Genomic DNA, 16,848 nt, shown 5'->3' with positions numbered 1-16,848 from the left:
ATCATACATGGCCTGGTTCCTTGTTGTTTGCGGTGAAGGATTTGTGTTGCTTTCGGTATTCCTCTGGAGTCCAACCGGTCAATTTTTTAAACACCCGAAAAAAATATTTTGGATTGTCGTAACCCAACTGTTTGGCAACCCGGTAGATTTTATCGTCTGTGCTCGTTAAGAGCTGCTTGGCTTGCCTGATCCGTAGTCTGTTTACGTAATCAGTGAAGTTCTCGGATGTCTTTTCTTTAAATAAATGACTGAGGTAACTCGGGTTCAGGTAGAACAGGGACGATACCCATTCCAGCGTTAAATCCTTGGTATAGTGATTATCGATATAAGTCCTGACGTTGTCGATCACTTGATCTGATGCGTAGGGGTTGTCTTCCTTAAGCAGAAGAGCTGTTCCCGTCAGCACCTTTACCATGTAATGCCTAATGCACTCCATATCGAACGAGACGTTCAGGACGGCCTCCAAGCTGGAAGAGGCATTACTATTACCTCCGTTCTGGATATAGTTACTTAGCAGCCGTTTGGTTTCCGTGATAATGTCTCTGCACTGCTCTTTCAGGTGGGCAAGCAAAGCGTCAGGCTGGCGTATGTAGAAAGCAAAGAAATCGGTGATGAGCTCTTCCACCTTCGCTACATTCCCGCTCTCTATAAAAAATAACAGTTCATACGTTCGAGCCCACTTCAGTTGATGTAAAGGAATTTGCTCCCGTGAAAATACGTAACATTTGCCAAAATCGGTAATGGCTCGTTCGTCCAATGCAAGGATCGTTTGATGGTGAGCTTCTCGGACCCCACCAATGCCTGTATGAGGCAAGCTGATCCCCACACAACAATCCGTAGTTTCGGATTTGGTCAAAATGATACTCGCAGTTTGTTCCGCCATTTTCTGCAAATCAAGCTGGCCTGAGCAATCCAGATCATGCATCAGGAAAAACAGTACCTGATCCGTTTGTGGATGAGGAATGTACAGGCCATTCGAAAAGGTAGGTAGTTGCTGTACTGTAAGCGGTTGAGGACCATAAATCGTCAATAAAATGAACTGGTCAGATGCCATGATGGCGGCAAATTCCGCAGAGCGGAACACAGGTGTTTTGATGGATGAATGGGGAGCCAGCACATAATTCAGGAAGGCTTGCATGTCTGCATCCCTTTTCATCTGCTCCGTTTCTACTTCTCTTAGAACGACTTCCCGCTGAAGAGAGCGCTCCTGTTCGATGGCATGGATGGCTTGGTGAAGCGTACCGTGGATCTCGTCCCGGCTAAAAGGCTTCAGCAGGTAATTTACAACTTTCGCAGAGATGGCCTCCTGCATATAATCAAAATCGGTATGCCCGCTAATGACAATTAACTTGATGCGCGGATATTGCTGGCATACTGTCCTGATCAGCAACTTGCCGTCTACCTCGGGCATGCGCATGTCCGTAAAGATAATGTCCGGCTTGAAGGATTCAATCAAAGCCAAGGCATCTGCGCCGTTATCTGCTTCGCCTAGGAGTTCAAGCGAGTGCTCAAAAGTCCCGATTTTTTTCAACAAACCTTTGCGGATCAAGGGTTCATCGTCCACAACGATATACGTATACATCTCTTTGGTCACCTCTTTTCCCAATTGGCCGGAATTTCGAGTGTAATTCGAGTTCCTGTATTCAAATCGGTATGAAACGAAAGGCCGTAACCCTCTCCGTAATACAAAGCAATTCGTGAATGCACGTTTTTGATGCCGATGCTTTGTTTATGTCTTTGACCAACGGCGACGAATTCAGGTGGCTGCTGGAGCAATTGTCGAAGTTCTTCCGCTTGTGTTGAGGACATGCCCACGCCATCGTCCCAGATCTCGAACACGATGCTGTCCCCCTGCAACAAACCGGTAATGGTAACGGAACCCTTCCCACGTTTGTTCTCCAACCCGTGATAGATGGCATTTTCCACGAGTGGTTGCAACAGAAGTTTCAGCATGCGACGACTCCGAATTTCCGGGTCCACATTCAGGTTGAACGCGAACTTGTCACCATACCGAATCTGCTGGATGGCCATGTAGTTTTCTACATGTTGAAGTTCTTCGCTGACCGCGACCAGCTCGCTGTCCGTTTTGATGCTGTAGCGGAACATGTCCCCGAGTGACTTGGTCATCACCACAATACTCTCAACTTCTTCGATCTCGGCAATGCTATTAATCGACTCCAGCGTATTGTAGAGGAAATGGGAGTTGATCTGTGCTTCCAATGCCTTCATCTGGGAGTCCAGCATGAGGATTTTATTCTGGTAACTCTCTCGGATATGCGTATCGATGTCTTTCATCATTTTGTTGAACTCATGGTAAAGGATTCCAATCTCGTCGACTTGCCTCGTTACTTGAGGCTTGATGGTCACAAAACGATGAGATTTGGTTTTACGCATCAGTTTGGTCAATTCGATGATGGGTTTGGTGATCAGATTGGACAAGAAAAAGGAAAGTAGAAGGAAAATGACGGCACAACTTACGGCCACGTATAACAGCAACTTTTGCGAGATGTTGTACTCCTCATACAGCCGATCCATAGAGATGTTGGCAATCACGTTCCAATTGCGGCCGGGAACCTTTTGAATTACCGTCATCATGTTATCTTGGATGAATTTGTACTGTGAACTGTTGCCGACTTGATGCGTTGCCGCAGCCAGAGTATCGGAGAGAGGCGTGCGAACTCTACTTCCGTCGCTGGAGTACAGGATCTCGCCAGCGTCGTTCGCGAGATATAGATTGGACAAGCTTGGTGCCGGATTACGTTTTAGACCGTCAAAAATGTTCATACTGCAATCCAGCATAAACACGCCTAGGAACTCGTTGTTGTTGGGATCGTAAAGAGCTCTGGAGAAGCCAATGGATTCCTTGGCGTTAATGATGTAAGGTTTGACGCCAACTTCACCAATATACAAATCGCCTTTACGCTGGATCGTATCCAGATACCACTCATCGCGAAGTGCGACATAATCGAGGCGTAGGTCAGTGCCGCTACTGCCATAACTTATCCATTTGCCATCAGGTGTGAAAAGGTACAAACCATTGATGTAATTGTAACCAAGCAGAATGTTTTCAAAGATCAGTTTCAATTTGCTGCGGATCATGAAGATTTCATATTGATCGTTGGTACCATTCAACTTGATTAGTTCATCACTCACAGTGCTGTAAGCGGTTGCATTGGAAGACTGCTGAAGGAGTGTGACGGAGATCCGGTCGATGTTCTGCAAAATTTCCTCCATGCTCTTGACCGAATTGCCTATAGTTGTCGACGTCACGAGAGAGGTCTGCTCATTCACCAGCTTCGTGTAACTGCGATAGGAACTGACAGAAACAACGATAATTGGCACGATTGATACGAGGACGAGGACCAGAAAAAGTTTAGTTTTGATGTTGAACAGAATCATACGTGCTCCTCCCGCCATTTGTCAATTCTAAAAATAGTGCACCATACGAGCCAAAGCAAATGCACTTTTGCCCACCGTATGATGAGAATGTGCACAAAGCAAGAATAAACATGAATCGGGGGAATGACAAGATGAAAAATAGAAAACGATTGTTGCCTTTAACTTTGGTACTCCTCATGATGTTTCTGAGCGCATGCAGCTCCGGTAGTCAGGAGGGGAGCGGTACGGATACTAGCAACGGGAGTTCAGATGAATCAGGAAAGCCGATTACGTTGACGATGATGCTATCGGGAAACAAGGCGTCTGATGGAGAGGATTTCGAGTTGGAAATCTTGCCGCGTCTGGTAAAAGAGAAGTTTCCGAACATTACCCTTGAAGTGCAGAAATTGCCTGATGATCAGTACAATACATCCGTACGTACCAAGCTTGCGGCTGGACAGGGGCCGGATATGTTCTTGATTTTTCCAAAGAATGCAGCTGGCGGCGTCAATGATTTCGCAAAGGCAGGATTTGCTGCTGATCTATCCGATCTGAAGTTCTGGGACAACATCAGCCAAGGTGCGAAGGCAGATATGTCCTATGAGGGAAAACCTTATGGAGTGGCCAAAGGACTAGACTTCCTCGGCGTTTATTACAACAAGGAGTTGTTACAGCAGGCCGGATATTCCGAGTTTCCGAAGGATTGGCCTTCGTTTCTGGAGTTGTGCCAAAAGTTGCAGGCTGCGGGCGTAACGCCAATTGCGATGGGGGATAAGGACCCTTGGATGATCCAATTCGGTATGTACCCGATTGCGGCCAATGTTGTCTATCCAAATGAGATGGATTTTGATGTCAAACTGCAGAACGGCGAAAAATCGCTGACTGATCCAAAGTGGGTTCAAACGATATCGAAATACAAAGAGCTCTATGATAACAACTACGTTGTTAAAAACTCGCTTGGTATTGGCAGTGCCCAATCTGCACAGTTGTTTATCGACGGGAAAGCAGCCATGACCTTTACGGGAACATGGGATTATGCCTCCATGACGTCCAAAGGCGCTGCCGAATTTACTCGCGGATTCGCTTCATTGCCAGGTAACGAGCCGGAACAGCCGGTGTTTGTATCTGCTGCAACATCTGCCGGATACGCTTTGAACGCCAAATCGGCAAACCTGGATGCAGCCAAGGAAGTACTGAACTACCTGTTTGATGGTGAATCCGATCTGTTCAAAGCATTTGCGGAAGCCAACAGTTCCATCAGCGTCTATAAGGACGTAGAACTTGAAAACGAATTGTTTAAGGAAGTGAATGACAACTATCAACAAACTGGTAATTCCGTCTACTTCAGCAACCAGATGTGGCCAGCCGGAGTATCGGACGTCATGCAGGCAAAGTTTGCCGAGATTATTGCTGGACAGAAAACAACACCAGAAGATGTGGCAAACGCCATGGAAACCAAGTTTAGAGAGCTGTGGAAAAACTAGAACAAAACGATGCTGTCTGCTGTAAAGGGGAGAATGATTGTCCTTCTTCCCTTGCCGCAGGCCCCTTGGAAAGGATGGAGCAGGATGAGCTCTACTGTAATGAAAAAGTCCATGTACTGGTTTGCTTTGCCGGCATTGATCTTCTACCTGACCTTCTGGATCTTCCCGATCCTGCGGTTGTTCCAGTACAGTATAACGGACTATAACGGGTACGCCCAAGCCTATAACTATATCGGTTTCGACAACTATAAGGAATTGTTCCGGAGCGACATCCTAGGTATTTCTTTAAAAAATACACTGATCTATACGTTTGTCACCGTCATAGCTGGCAATATCATCGGTTTAGCAATGGCATTACTGTTAAACATGAAAATAAGAGGAACCGGGATTTACCGTTCCCTGGCGTATATTCCCACATTGTTCAGTGCGATTGTCGTCGGCTTTTTGTGGAGCTACGTCTATATGCCGGATTACGGGCTGATTTCTTCCTTTCTCGATAAACTGGGTATCGCAAATGAACTGAATTTCCTGGGTGATTACTCGACCGCACTGTATTCTATTATCTTCGTGGAAATCTGGAAGACGATCGGAACGACAATGATTATCTTCCTTGCAGGACTACAGACTGTTCCAAGCGACCTGTTGGAAGCCGGACGGATTGATGGCTGCGGCTCATGGAGATTGCTGCGACATGTGAAGATTCCATTACTGGCAACAGCAATTACAATCAACGTGACGTTAAGTTTGATCAATGGACTCAAATCGTTCGACTTCCCGTTTATCATGACAAATGGCGGTCCCGGCACGGCTACCAACACGCTGATTTATACCATCTACAAGATGGCATTTACCGAACAACTCTTTGGTAAAGCTTCGGCTCTTGGTGTCATTTCCTTTGCCGTGATTATCGTCATTACCGCTGTTTTTGTCCTGAAAATGAACAAACGGGAGGTGTCGGCATGATGCTTCGTAAAGTTTTGGGGAAAGGGTCCGTTCAGGTCGTTGTGTTGTTGGTGATGGCGTTAAACCTGATTCCGTTAATTATTGCCTTTTCGACATCACTCCGCGATCCAAGCAACAACACAAATCCGCTGGTCCTGTTCCGGGAGATGTCTTTTGCAAGTTACAAGGCTGCCTTCGATCGCATGCACTTTCCGGAAGCGCTATGGAACAGCGTGGTGTTAACCGGCGTATCGGTCGTGTTTGTTGTCCTGTTTGCGGCGATGGCGGCCTACCCGATGGCCCGTTTGAAGACAAAGCTAAGTAAGTTCATGTATTTGTTTTTTTTGTCCGGACTCGTGGTACCTGCGCAAATGGTATTGATACCGATCGTGCAAATGATCAATGCACTGCATATTCCAACGAATCAATATACGCCTATTTTCATGTTCATTACGTGCAGTCTGCCGTTTTCAACTTTCCTGTACACGGGCTTCATTCGAAGTGGTGTGCCTGAGGAGGTAGAAGAAGCGGCGCACATCGATGGGGCGGGATTATTCCAACGGTTCTGGACCGTCGTGTTCCCCTTACTCATTCCGGTAACGGTTTCGGTCATTATTACGCAAGGTGTCTGGATTTGGAACGATTATTTCTTCAATATGATCTTTATTTCCAGCGCAGGAGATTCACCGTTACCACTGGCCATGCTCGGATTTTTGGGCGATCAGCAAAATCCCACGCAGTGGAATGTCCTGTTTGCAGCGTGCTTTCTGTGCGCACTACCGTTGCTGCTGGCGTTCTTGTTCCTGCAAAAATATTTTATCGGTGGCATGACCGTTGGGGCGGTCAAAGGTTAAGGAGGACACTGCAATGAATGAAAAAGTGATAAACAACGCCTGGCTGGAAAAAGCACAGCGTCTAATGCCGGAGCTTCACCAGCAAAAGGTCTATCCGGAACATATCGTGAGCGCAGTTCCGGATGCGTCGGCTTTTCAGGGATGGCGTATCGAACCACTCGGCTTAGCAGAACAACTATCTGATCAAGTGTTGTGCAAGGGAGACAGTGTTACGCTGGATTTCGGGGAGCATCTCGTCGGTTATCTGACCTTGTCGCTTCTTAACGAGCGCAGTAATGCAGATGCACCTCTCAGGTTGAAGCTCACATTTGGAGAAATGCCCTGTGAGGTCGGTGATGATTTTGCAGAATATTCGGGTTGGCTTAGCCGTTCATGGCTTCAAGATGAGATCGTGAATGTGGACGTGTTACCTGGCACGCTAACACTGAACCGTCGATATGCCTTTCGGTATCTTAAAATCGAGGTGGTAGAAACGTCGATCCGTTACGATATTCGAATTAACGATATATATTGCTTGACGGTGACCTCAGCAGACATAGGGGCAGTACCTCAATTGCCTGAAAGTATCGACACGGAGCTGCTGGAAATAGATCGCGTGTCCGTGAAGACACTCCGGGATTGCATGCAGATGGTATTCGAAGATGGACCGAAGCGCGATCGACGTTTATGGATCGGAGATCTTCGCCTTCAGGCCCTCGTCAATTATGAAACATTCGGCTGTAATGATCTCGTCAAGCGCTGTCTCTATCTCTTTGCCGGAACAAGATTGGAGGGAGGCCAAGTAGGAGCCTGTTTGTACGAACAACCGGAACCGTACGTGGACGACATTTACCTATATGACTATGCGTTGTTCTTTATTGCGACATTATGGGACTATTTTGAAGCTACGAAGGACAGGGAAACGTTGGAAGAACTTTGGCCGGTGGCTCGAGAACAGATTGAGATTGGGCTTAAACGACTTGATGAGCGGGGCATCGTAAGGGATGACGATACATGGTATTGTTTTCTGGACTGGCATGAAGAACTAAATAAACAGGCCGGTGCTCAGGCAGTTCTCATCTATAGTATGAAAAGGGGAAGGTCGATTGCCAAAGAACTAGAGTTGCCGGAGTATGAGCAATGGATTAACGCACACATCAAAGACGCTGAGCAAGCAGCCCTCACATATCTGTGGGATGGTGAGCAGGGCTTTTTCGTCAGTGGTGAAAAAAGACAGGTATCCTGGGCATCGCAAGTATGGATGGTACTGGCTGAGATCATGGATGCTCCAGCTTCCCGGCAATTACTTGATCGGTTAATGAGTAACGAAGAAGCTATTGGCATGACCACGCCGTACATGGTTCATCATTATGTTGATGCATTAATAATGTGCGGGGAAGAGGAGAAGGCACTGGAGCAGATCCGAAGGTATTGGGGCGGCATGCTAAAAGATGGGGCGGACACTTTCTGGGAGCTCTACGACCCGGACGACAAAACGTATTCTCCTTATGGCAGCAATTTGGTCAACAGTTATTGCCATGCTTGGAGCTGCACACCAAGTTATTTTATCAGGCGAAATTTTTCATGAATTTTGGACTTGAGGTCAATCAGGTACGTCTGGTTGGCCTTTTTGGATTAGTTTCAGGATTGAACTATAGAGCCAGCCATGCCTATTGTTTTTATTTATCTGTTTTTGTTCGTACCGTTAAAAGAACGAGTGGCTATTAATGAAGCGATAAATACGAATATTAAAATAAAGTTATATGGGTTTCCTTTAAGGTTGTAGACTTGAACGATGAGTGTCAGAGTTGAGATGCTTAAGATTATTCGCAGGACAATCGCCGATGAGCGATCGGGAATAATTGGAATAACATGACAACTAATTATAACATAGGTTTTTCTGAAGTCGGATATTTTCATAGAAGTTAAGGTGAACTATGGTGTGCTTGGTGCAATATAGTTGATGTATTTTCACAGGATGGACTTTGCTTTCCTCCGGGGGGAGCGGTAAACTGTTGCATACGAGCATACGAGCATACGAGCATACGAGCATACGAGCATACGAGCATACGAGCATACGAGCATACGAGCAGTAGGGATCGATGTCATGGATGTTTCGTCAAGAGTGTAGCGTGCCGATATGCATTTTATTTCAGACAGATGTGGAGGAAGTGCGATTGGAAATGTTTACAATGCTGCTGGGTTTATTTGAACGGGCGGCGCTGTTGATTATATTTTTATTCTTTTTGTCGAGGGTGCCAAGGTTTAGGCAGATTCTGCAAAAGGGGAAATTAAGGTGGCAGGAGTCTATTGCAGTTACCTTGTTATTCTGTGCTTTTGCCATTTTCGGGACATATACGGGCATTAATGTTGAAGGTTCACTGGTGAATGTACGGATCATCGCCGTGTTATCGGGTGGTATTTTGTTCGGAGCGCCTGTGGGTATTATTACGGGGATTGTCTCCGGGGTACATCGGTATTTGATTGATATGGATGGAGTCACAGCTATACCGTGTCTGATCACAAGTATCCTGGCGGGTCTGGTCTCCGGATATATACATAAGTACACGCCCAAGCCCAAGCGGTGGATCATCGGTATTGGTGCTGGAATGATCTGTGAAGCGCTCACGATGTTATTAATCCTGCTATTTTCCTATCCCGATCCACTGGGTGCCGATATTGTCTCGCAGATTGCGCTGCCTATGATTCTGGGTGAAGTCAACATTGGGCTGATTGTGCTCTTGGTACAGAGTGTCGAAGGGGAAAAAGAGATGATTGCAGCTCGTCAGGCGAAGCTGGCACTGGAGATTGCAAACAAAACCTTGCCTTATTTCCGTTCGATTGATGAGGATTCTCTGCGCAAAATTTGCCGGATTATTCAGGAGGATATTCAGGCCGATGCGGTTGCAATTACGGATACCCGGAATGTACTGGCGTATGTAGGATTTGGTGAAGAACGATATCATATCGGTAATGAAATTATAAGTGAGATGACCAAGAAGACAATATCCAGCGGGGAGATTACGATCAGTAATGATGTGATTGATGAAAAAACACCCGATATCCACTCACTGTTAATCATTCCGCTCAAAGAACGAGGAGACATTACAGGTGCGCTGAAAATTTATTATCGCAAAGCGTACAAAATTACGTATCCATTACAAACGATGGCTGTAGGTCTATCGCAGATCATCTCAACCCAGATGGAAGTATCGCGGGTAGAAGAGATCAAGGCTGCTGCCAACAAAGCGGAGCTACGTGCGTTACAGACAACCATTCATCCTCATTTTCTGTTTAATGCATTAAATGCGATTGCATCGTCCATCCGAACCAAACCGGATCGAGCGCGGGAGCTGATTGTGAATCTATCGGGGTACATGCGTTACAATCTGGAGCTGTCGGATGAGTTAATCGATATTCATAAGGAACTGGAGCAGGTCCGTAATTATGTAGAGATTGAGAAAGCTCGCTTTGGTAGCCGACTTAACGTGATCTATGACATTGATGAGGTCGCGGTGCATATTCCGAGTCTTGTTATCCAGCCGCTCGTCGAAAATGCAATTATTCATGGCATTCTCAAGGTCAAAGGACCCGGGACTGTTCGAATTCGTGTACAGGATTATCCGGAGTTTGTACGAATCAGTGTCAGTGATACAGGGGCAGGAATCAGTGCAGATATAATTGAACGTGTTTACCATGACCGTATGCCTGGTAACCAGATCGGGCTATATAATGTGCATCGCCGGGTTAAGCTTATTTACGGACAAGGTGTAACCATTACTAGGCTGGAACAAGGAACCGATATTTTATTTGATGTGCCCAAAGGAGATGTCGTAACAAGGTGATGATGGATCAATGAGAGCTCTTATTGTGGAAGATGAGATTCTGGCAAGTGAAGAATTGAATTATTTAATCCAGGAACATAGTCAGATTGAAGTGGTGGATCGCCTTGAAGATGGGCTGGATGTACTGAAGTTTTTGCAAGAACAAGAAGTTGATGTTATTTTTCTCGATATCAATATTCCCTCGCTGGACGGTATGATGCTGGCCCATCATATTGGAAAGTTTGCAACGAAACCCTACATTGTATTTACTACGGCATATAAGGAACATGCAGCGGAAGCCTTTGAGTTGGAGGCGTTTGATTATATTCTGAAGCCGTATGACGAGAAACGAATTGCTGCAATGCTCCATAAGCTGGAGCTCGCATTCAAACGTGATCATGCGCCGGTGGAGCAACATGTTGAGGACGGACCAGCCCCTACGGCGGACGGATCTGCTGCGCATGGTGAACTGGTACGAGAACGAGATATGAATTCCCATACAGACAGAAGAATTAATTTGCTGCGGAATGACAATATTATTGTTACGGATACGGCAGATATCTACTATGCGGAAGCACAAGAGAAAGTGACGAAGGTATATACCAAAAATGGGGAGTTCACCATGCCAGTGAGCATATCGGATTTTCACAGCCGTCTGCCACAGGATACGTTCTTTCGCTGCCACCGTTCGTACGTCGTAAATCTGTCGCAAATCCGTGAAATAGTACCTTGGTTCAACAATACGTATCTGCTCCGTCTGCGCGATTTGGAAGCTGAAGTGCCTGTGAGTCGCGGGAAGGTCAAAGAATTCAGGCAACTCATGCGCATCTAGAAGCATTTCATTCCGCATCTGATGCAACTCATGCTCAAAACGGTGTGATGAATCCCCTTTCATGTATGATTAGCTTGTGAACGCATTCATGTATATGACATCGGCAAAGGGGAGATCACGATGAAAGCAACAATTTCATCCGTTTCATCAACACCTGAATCAACATCTGCACCTACAAAAATGAATCGCTGGCTTATTGTTTTGGGGACCATCATTGTACAAATGGGTCTTGGAACCATCTATACTTGGAGTTTATTTAATCAACCGTTGTCTGATCGTTTCGGATGGGACGTCAGCTCGGTCGCGATAACTTTTTCAATTACCAGTTTTGCTTTGGCTTTTGCCACATTGTTTGCAGGCCGGTTGCAGGAACGTTGGGGTCTTCAGCGCTTGATCCGTGTAGCCGGGGTTGTGCTTGGGCTGGGTCTTATTCTGAGTTCCCAAGTCACCTCGTTAACACTGCTGTACATTTTGGCTGGATTTGTTGTTGGTTTTGCAGATGGTACGGCGTACATCACGTCGCTGTCTAATCTGATCAAATGGTTCCCGGAGCGTAAAGGCCTAATCTCGGGGATCTCGGTCGGCGCCTTTGGTACTGGTAGTTTATTGTTCAAATATGTGAACACGGCATTGATTGGTGCCGTTGGTCCTGCTCAAGCATTTATGTACTGGGGCATTATTGTTCTGGTTCTGGTCGTTGCGGGATCATTCCTGATCCATGAGGCGGTTGTTCGTGAACAGGCACCGGCAAGCAAGGAAGGATCCAAACAAGTCGTGGCACGTCATGACTATACGGTGAAAGAGATGCTGCGTACAAAAGAAGCGTATATGCTGTTTGTTATTTTCTTCACGGCGTGTATGAGCGGTCTGTACCTGATCGGTATTGTCAAAGATATCGGTGTACAGCTTGCAGGTCTTGATGTAGCTACCGCTGCGAACGCAGTGGCCATGGTTGCAATCTTTAACACGGCAGGACGTATTATTCTTGGTGCGTTGTCGGATAAAGTAGGACGAATGAAAGTCATCGCTGGCGCGCTGCTGGTTACAGCCGTAGCTGTCATGACACTTAGTCTGGTCCCACTGACCTTCGGGATTTTCTTCGCCTGTGTGGCGGCCGTTGCATTCTGCTTTGGCGGTAACATTACGGTATTCCCGGCGATTGTGGCCGATTACTTCGGATTGAAAAATCAGAGCAAAAACTATGGCGTGATCTATCAGGGATTTGGATTTGGTGCCTTGGCCGGATCATTCATCAGCGCCCTGCTGGGCGGATTCCATCTAACCTTCATCGTGATTGCTGTACTCTGCGCTGTCTCGCTGTTGCTCGCACTGATCATCACCCCTCCAGGTGAAGGTCGTCGTGCTCGTCAACGTGAAAAACAGATGAACCTTAACCCTTCATCCCGGGCAAGCTAATAACATGCACTGGAAGTACGGAACTGAGGATATTTCTTCATCTTAAAAAGCAAATTAAAAAACAAAGTAAACAAAGCGGTCTCCAGTAGAGGCCGCTTTTTGGTATCTACAATGGCCAGATTGCCGGCCAGCCTGTTGGCCTATTGGATCATCTGGCTGCCTGTAAGCGTGGTGCCTTGTGTGCATTCCATCATTCGCATCTGTTATACTCTAGGTGAAATCAACAAGACCAAGATAAGTTATGTACCCCAGAGGAGGCATATCATGAAGTTCATTAAATACACACAACCTGATTTTGATGATTATTATGCATTGGTTTCCAATATGGAAGTAATGAAACAGATTACAGAACGTGCACTACCTGAGCAAGAGGCGAGAACGCAATTCGAGTCCATGCTGGATTTTAATGAGCGTTCCACTTGCGGACATTACCGGGTATTTAGTGAAGATGGTGCCGGTGTGGCGTATGCCAAATTGATTCCGGATCAGGAGGACTCGACCAAGGCTGAGATAGGTTATATGATCCTGCCTGAACATTGGGGCAAAGGCCAAGGCACATCCATAGCGTCACGGTTGATTATTCAGGCACAAGCCGCAGGGATTGGATCACTCTATGCAGTTATCGATCCGGGTAACGCTGCTTCCCGCCGGATCTTGACCAGACAGAACTTTGTATCCACCTGGACAGGCGATTACGATGGTCTTCCCGGCGAGATTTTGGAGTTAAATCTTCAAATGAAGCGGTAAAGGAACTGTTCTGAGGGTAATCAGATAATATAGGGCATCTTGCATGGATACAGATGGAGCTCATTATCATTATGGTACATGGGTTCACCCATGTACATTTCATGCAAGATGCTTGCTTATATAGAGATGTGGAGGAGATGAGATATGAGCAATTCAACCATGGAACGTCTGAATGCATTGTTGCCGGAGTGGCTGGAGACCAGTCGTTTGCACACCGGGCAAGGTAAGGTGGCTTCTTATATCCCGGAGCTTGTCAAAGCCTCTCAGGATGAGCTCGGTATACATATCATGGACGCCGAAGGGAACTATGTGTCGGCAGGGGATTGCGGTGTCCCATTTACGATGCAAAGTATCTCCAAAGTATTTACCCTTATTCTGGCCCTGATGGATCATGGGGAAGAAGCGGTTTTCTTTAATGTAGGAAAAGAACCGACAGGCGACGATTACGATTCGATGATCAAGCTTGAATTGGTTGAACCCGGTATTCCGTTTAATCCATTAATCAATGCGGGTGCGATTACGGTGTCCTCGCTTGTTGGAGGAGACTGTAAGGAAGAGAAATCACGCCGCATTCTGGAGTTTTTCCGCAAACTGGCGAATAATGATCAGCTGGGCTATAACGAAGAGGTATTCCAGTCCGAATCGGAGAGCGGTCATATGAATCGTTCACTTGGCTACTTTTTGAAGCACAACGGAGTCATTAAGGATGACGTTGAAGACGTGCTTGCCGTGTATTTCCGTCATTGCTCCATTGAAGTGACGTGTGCAGATCTGTCTCGAATGTCACTCGTTCTGGCCTATAATGGAACAGATCCAATTACGGGAGAAGAACTCATCCCTCGTCGCTATGTTCAGATTGCCAAAACCTTCATGACCACCTGTGGTATGTATAATGCATCAGGCGAATTTGCCATCGAGGTTGGATTGCCCGCCAAGAGTGGTGTATCCGGGGGGATATTGACCCTTGTACCGGGACAATTCGGCATAGGTCTTGTTGGCCCGGCTCTGAATCGCAAAGGCAACAGTATTGCCGGCGTGCATCTGCTCGAGCGTCTGTCCAAGGAATTCGACTGGAGCTTTTTCTAAGGAGTTTTTCAGAAAAAAGAAGTTTTACCCTTATATGTAGCCGATGAATCACATATCTGATATTTTGCTTCTTTAGAACGAAGTGAATGGTCTGGATATGTCTCGTCGGCTGCTTTTGGTATTCACCTGGAAGTGTAGGAAGACAGTCCTGCATGGCAACGGCAATGCTGCACCTATCATGGAACATCCGCAACATCGGGGTGGGTATATCTCCCTTCAGTCATCGGCTAGGGCCACATCTGTAATGAGGTTCATCTGAATATCCCTGGACCCATCTTCCATCAGCAGTCTGAGGGTACGAGCCGGACGGTCCAGTCGAAGCACTTGCCCCGTGTAACGAATATCATCATGTTCGTGAAACACGGTAATAGTGACCCTATCTCCAAGCATCATCGAGTTGCTGAGCAAACGGGACATTTCTTCCGCGGCCTGGGCATCCAGAGATGGGCGGGTACGAGGAGCAAGTTGTTCCTGATGAAGAATGTAGGCTTCCCGGTGTTCGGGGAGCATCATGCGTGAGGACTCGAAGATACCGTTTTGCTGTAATTTTTTACTCATTTATAATGACCTCCAATTTTATGAGAACGTTCATGGGCTTGCGCGGACGAGCAGAGGGAAGATGCCCGCATAATGGCAGTATCTCCGTACCTGCGCTTGATATCATCCGTGGCACGTTCCAGTTCTCTTTTGCGTTCGCGGTCATCAAACCAGGACAGCTGCACTTCGGAATCGGGTACAAGTCCGGTCAATGACACGCTGATGCGGCGGATGGGTAATCCGTCCCAATGGCGCAGGAACAGAGCTGCTGCCGCATCGTATACTTCATCCGTAATGTTGGTGGGTTCATTCACCTTCATCTGGCGGGAGAAACCGGTTGGTCGATCATAATCCTGTCCGCGACATCCAACCGAGACCACATGGCCCATGAGTGATTTGTCCCGGGAACGTCGACTGACGAGTTCCGCCAGTTCAAGCAGTACCACTTTGATATCTTCCCAGGAGTCATAGTCCCGGGGCAGCGTCATCTGATGTCCGATCCCCTGCTGCTGCTGAGCATATGTCCCGGGTTTGACCGGGGAATCGTCAATACCGCGAGCGATACGCCACAGTACCTCGCCATTCACCCCCCAACGTTCTCTTAGTCGGGACAGTGGGGTCTGGGCCAGATCACCAATGGTATGAATGCCCATCTTGTAGAGATGCTGCGCCATGCGGGAACCAACCATGAACATGTCTCGCACAGGCTTTTTCCAGATGGTGGACGGCAGATCTTTGCGGGGCAGCGTGCAGATGCCTCCGGGGATTTTTTTGGCATACAGATCGCAGGCCATCTTGCTAACAACTTTGGTATCACTGATGCCGATCCGAATGTATACACCCGTCTCATCCATCACTCTGGATTGAATGCTGCGTGCAATCGTCTCGGGACTGCCAAACAGATCCAGGCTTCCGGTGACATCGAGGAACTGCTCATCAATACTATAGGGTTCCACCAGATCGGTGTAAGACTGAAGGATACGCGTAATATGAAGGGACACCCGAATGTACTCGGCCATCCGGGGACGAACAACAACAACATCCGGACATTTGGCGAGCGCTTCGCCCAGTCGTTCTGCTGTCGTAATTCCATAGGACTTGGCGAGTGGACAGGCCGCAAGAATAATACCCGAACGGCGCGCCGGATCTCCCGCAACTACGAGGGGGCGGTCCTTGTATTCGGGATGTGCAGACTTCTCCACACTGGCATAGAATGACTGGCAGTCTGCCAGCATGATGACACGTCTGTCTTGGCGGTGCATAAGACTTCTCTCCTTATTCGTGATTCTAAGCTCTTATGTTAAGAAGCAATTATTTTCATTTGAACATCGATAATTAACAGTTTATTTACAGTATGGAACAAGTGTTCTTGTTTTATAAGCATATCCGACAATTCGAAATGCAGCAACCGGAATTATTTTGCAAATTGGACACAATTATTGGTTCGCTATATTAGAGGCAGAAATTAGGAAATAAGATGTGCTTTTTTACATTTAATGTGAGAGATCTGTGACCTCTGGGTGATGACCGGGCGTTCATTTAGGTTTTTGTAAAAGGTTTATAAATGGGTACAGTCCTATAGAGGGGGACTGACGTCCTTTTTTGGTTTTCTGCATTTTTCAGAAAACCTTGATGTGACGCGGAATATCGCTGATGCGTTATCGGACTATAGTATCAATTTTGTAATCTTTATGGTTAATACTGTAAAAAGGTCCGCAACTTTAACATATGACTCGCGTTTAATGGGGTATGTGTTCAAACGTAAAACG

At 46.8% G+C, this 16,848-nt stretch carries 13 protein-coding genes; 9 read left to right on the top strand and 4 right to left on the bottom strand.

The features are described 5' to 3' along the window. Nucleotide 1: 1 nt before the first annotated feature. Nucleotides 2-1,606, bottom strand: a complete 1,605-nt coding sequence (locus MHI55_RS21055; protein ID WP_340386804.1) for a response regulator — start codon at nucleotides 1,604-1,606, stop codon at nucleotides 2-4. Continuing rightward, nucleotides 1,591-3,399 carry a sensor histidine kinase gene (locus MHI55_RS21050; RefSeq protein WP_340386802.1) on the bottom strand — a complete coding sequence of 603 codons (1,809 nt, stop codon included), beginning with the start codon at nucleotides 3,397-3,399 and terminating at the stop codon, nucleotides 1,591-1,593. The genes MHI55_RS21055 and MHI55_RS21050 overlap by 16 nt, the downstream gene beginning before the upstream one ends. Before the next feature lie 131 nt (nucleotides 3,400-3,530). Between MHI55_RS21050 and MHI55_RS21045 the strand changes: the two genes are divergently transcribed. The 9 genes from MHI55_RS21045 to glsA all read left to right on the top strand — a co-directional run bounded on the left by MHI55_RS21045 (nucleotide 3,531) and on the right by glsA (nucleotide 14,542). Further along, nucleotides 3,531-4,862: an extracellular solute-binding protein gene (locus tag MHI55_RS21045; RefSeq protein WP_100527127.1), complete on the top strand. Its 1,332-nt coding sequence runs from the start codon at nucleotides 3,531-3,533 to the stop codon at nucleotides 4,860-4,862. A gap of 84 nt (nucleotides 4,863-4,946) precedes the next feature. Next, nucleotides 4,947-5,825 (top strand): sugar ABC transporter permease, encoded by an 879-nt coding sequence (locus MHI55_RS21040; RefSeq protein ID WP_340386800.1) that lies wholly within the window; start codon nucleotides 4,947-4,949, stop codon nucleotides 5,823-5,825. Continuing rightward, nucleotides 5,822-6,658 carry a carbohydrate ABC transporter permease gene (locus MHI55_RS21035; protein WP_076318917.1) on the top strand — a complete coding sequence of 279 codons (837 nt, stop codon included), beginning with the start codon at nucleotides 5,822-5,824 and terminating at the stop codon, nucleotides 6,656-6,658. Before MHI55_RS21040 ends, MHI55_RS21035 begins: the two co-directional genes overlap by 4 nt. Nucleotides 6,659-6,671: 13 nt before the next feature. Then, entirely contained in the window at nucleotides 6,672-8,225 is a 1,554-nt protein-coding gene (locus MHI55_RS21030; RefSeq protein WP_340386798.1) for a sugar hydrolase, read from the top strand. Nucleotides 8,226-8,820: 595 nt separating this feature from the next. Beyond that, nucleotides 8,821-10,482, top strand: a complete 1,662-nt coding sequence (locus MHI55_RS21025; protein ID WP_235431634.1) for a sensor histidine kinase — start codon at nucleotides 8,821-8,823, stop codon at nucleotides 10,480-10,482. 10 nt (nucleotides 10,483-10,492) lie between these two features. Beyond that, the gene (locus MHI55_RS21020; RefSeq protein ID WP_340386796.1) at nucleotides 10,493-11,293 is read left to right on the top strand and encodes a LytTR family DNA-binding domain-containing protein; all 801 of its coding nucleotides are present in this window, start codon (nucleotides 10,493-10,495) and stop codon (nucleotides 11,291-11,293) included. 180 nt (nucleotides 11,294-11,473) lie between these two features. Beyond that, entirely contained in the window at nucleotides 11,474-12,709 is a 1,236-nt protein-coding gene (locus MHI55_RS21015) for an OFA family MFS transporter (protein WP_340390623.1), read from the top strand. Nucleotides 12,710-12,973: 264 nt separating this feature from the next. Next, a complete protein-coding gene (locus MHI55_RS21010) occupies nucleotides 12,974-13,456 on the top strand; it encodes a GNAT family N-acetyltransferase (protein ID WP_340386794.1) in 483 nt (160 codons plus the stop codon). 144 nt (nucleotides 13,457-13,600) lie between these two features. Then, nucleotides 13,601-14,542, top strand: a complete 942-nt coding sequence (glsA, locus tag MHI55_RS21005) for a glutaminase A (RefSeq protein WP_036614565.1) — start codon at nucleotides 13,601-13,603, stop codon at nucleotides 14,540-14,542. Nucleotides 14,543-14,758: 216 nt separating this feature from the next. Here glsA and MHI55_RS21000 read toward each other — a convergent pair whose 3' ends face one another. Continuing rightward, complete coding sequence (locus MHI55_RS21000; protein WP_047843669.1) at nucleotides 14,759-15,100, bottom strand: YolD-like family protein; 342 nt, start codon at nucleotides 15,098-15,100, stop codon at nucleotides 14,759-14,761. Further along, nucleotides 15,097-16,341, bottom strand: coding sequence for a DNA polymerase IV (locus MHI55_RS20995; RefSeq protein WP_340386792.1), 1,245 nt, complete (start codon nucleotides 16,339-16,341; stop codon nucleotides 15,097-15,099). The genes MHI55_RS21000 and MHI55_RS20995 overlap by 4 nt, the downstream gene beginning before the upstream one ends. Between the last annotated feature and the right edge of the window lie 507 nt (nucleotides 16,342-16,848).

This window comes from Paenibacillus sp. FSL E2-0151 (assembly GCF_037993015.1).
Taxonomy (GTDB): Bacteria; Bacillota; Bacilli; order Paenibacillales; family Paenibacillaceae; genus Paenibacillus; species Paenibacillus amylolyticus.
Note: the sequence above shows the minus strand (reverse complement) of the source record. Positions and strands in the feature narration are given on the sequence as shown.